The organism is bacterium (assembly GCA_016873475.1).
In the GTDB taxonomy this organism is placed as follows: domain Bacteria; phylum Krumholzibacteriota; class Krumholzibacteriia; order JACNKJ01; family JACNKJ01; genus VGXI01.
On record VGXI01000351.1, the window covers coordinates 1 to 2,178 of the forward strand.

General features: G+C 72.1%; 2 protein-coding genes. One reads left to right on the forward strand and one right to left on the reverse strand.

Annotated elements, in window-relative coordinates; genetic code table 11:
• Positions 1-1,137 (reverse strand): GGDEF domain-containing protein (locus tag FJ251_15655; GenBank protein MBM4119139.1); only part of this gene is annotated, 1,137 nt, incomplete at its 3' end.
• A 696-nt stretch (positions 1,138-1,833) separates the two neighbouring features.
• Here FJ251_15655 and FJ251_15660 point away from each other — a divergent pair.
• On the forward strand, positions 1,834-2,178 hold a 345-nt coding region (locus FJ251_15660; protein ID MBM4119140.1), incomplete at its 3' end, for a hypothetical protein.

The following is a 2,178-nucleotide window of genomic DNA, read 5'->3' on the forward strand; positions in this document are numbered from 1 at the left end:
CCCCTCGGCCACGGCCAGGCGCAGACGTTCGGCGGCGCGCAGGGCGCTCTCCTCGTCGAGGCGCGGGAGCAGCACGACGAACTCCTCCCCGCCGAAGCGGAAGACGAGGTCGACGCGGCGCAGCGTGCGCTGCAGGAGGCCGCCGAACTCGCGCAGCACGCCATCGCCGGCCTCATGGCCGTGCCGATCGTTGATCTGCTTGAAGTCGTCCAGATCGACGACGAGCATCGCCAGCGACTCGCTGTTGCGCGTGGCGCGCTCCACTTCGACCGGCAGCTGCAGGTCGAGGAAGCTGCGGTTGTAGACCTGCGTCAGCCCGTCGACGTAGACGACGCCGGCCAGCACGCGGTGGTTGTGGACCAGCTCCGAGAGCGCCTCGCCGAGCAGGCCGAGTTCGGCCGGCAGGCTGGCCGGCAAGGGACCCGGCGGCAGGCGCAACTCGAGCAGTCCCCAGGGCAGGCTGCCGTCCTCGCTCGGCAGGCGCAGGGGCAGGAGCAGCCAGTGCCCCTCCCGGGTCGCCGCGCCCGCCGCCGGGAAGCTGCCCTGCCCCGGCGCATCGGCGGCCAGGGCGAGCAGCCCGCTCCCCGCCAGGGCCCGGTGGAAGGGATGCCCGGCCGCCAGGGTGTCCGGCTCCAGCGGCAGGAGGCCGGGCAGGCTGTCGCCGTCCTCGAGATCCTGGAAATGGTAGAGCGTCGCGCCGCTGCTGGGATACCAGCGCCCGAGCGCGGCGAGGAGGCGGCCGAGGCCGCTGAGGATGCCCGGCTGGCGGCCATGGAGGCGAAGCACGGCGAGAACCTCGCGCAGGCGCTCCAGCGGCGGCTCCGGCAGGGGGATCGCCGCCGCCGCGGGCGGCGGCGGCGCTGCCCTCCGCTCCGCGGTCGGCGCCCCGAGGGCCCGGCGGAGCACGAGGCGGTAGCGCTCCCCGGCGCGGGCGAAGACGTAATCGCCGCCCCCATCGCGCGCGTAGACGCCGCGCGCGACCAAGCGCTCGGCCAGTTCGAGGGCCAGAGCTCGCTCGAGCTCGGGGTCGCTGCCGCGCAGAGCGCGGTCCAGCTGCTCCCGCTCCGCGGGCTGCAGGGCCTCGCGGGGCAGCAGATGCTCGAGAAAATAGCGGCTGCTGCGCTGGAGGCGGCTCATCCCGGGATCAGTACATCCTTCTCAAGTGACAATATGCCAATCGGCTACTGCTTTGACTTGAAGTATACACTCAGGTAGCACTCGCGGGTCAACCCCCCGCTCCCGAGAGTGATTCTTGGTTGCCAGATCTGCCCGGCTGCTTCTAGACTTGCCCGCCCGGCAGGTCTTCCCCTTGCTGAACGCGCACCGGGGCTCCGGCACCGCTGAGTGCCCCAGCATAATGGACGCCAGGAGGTCCCCGTGATTTGCAGTCGCGCCCAGATCCCGGGGCTGCTCGCCCTCTTGCTGCTGATGTCCGCCTGCGCCAGCCACCAGGAGCGCCCGAATCCGGAACCCGAGCTTGACGACCCCGGGATCGTCCTGGCGACGGCGGCGACGGACAGCCTCCTCGGCCCGGCGCTCACGGCGGACAGCGGCATCCTCAGCGAGACCCCCGTCGAGTGGTCGCTGCGCGATCGCGCCCTCGCTTTCAAGCCCGAACTGCAGGAGCTGCAGTCCCACTACGACGACGCCGTGCATTTCCTCGCCCAGGGCGACCTGCTCACGGCGCAGGAGCGCATCGACCAGGCGGTAGCCGAGCTGGCGGTCGTGCAGGCCGACAGCGCGCTGGCCGCCGGCGGCCTCGCTCGCCTCTACCTGAGCAGCCTGCAGAACCGGCTCGACCGCCTGCAGGAGATCTTCGACGAGGAGTCCCTCATGCACTTCGCGGCGCCGCTCTCGGTGGCCGACGACTCCCTCGTCGCGCTCTGGTACGGCGGCCTGCCGGACGTCCCCGCCCGCGCGCTGGCCCTCGAGCGCAATCCGCGCGTGGACAGGTGGATCGACCAGTTCAGCGGCCGCAGCCGCGAGGTCTTCCAGGCCTGGCTCAACCGCGGGGAGGCCTACCGGCCGATCATCGAGGCGGCCCTGGCGCGCTACGAGCTGCCCAAGGAGCTCTACTACCTGGCGATGATCGAGAGCGGCTTCAAGCTGACGGCCGTCAGCAGCGCCGGCGCCGTCGGTCCCTGGCAGTTCATCCGCGGCACGGCGCGGCGCTACCCC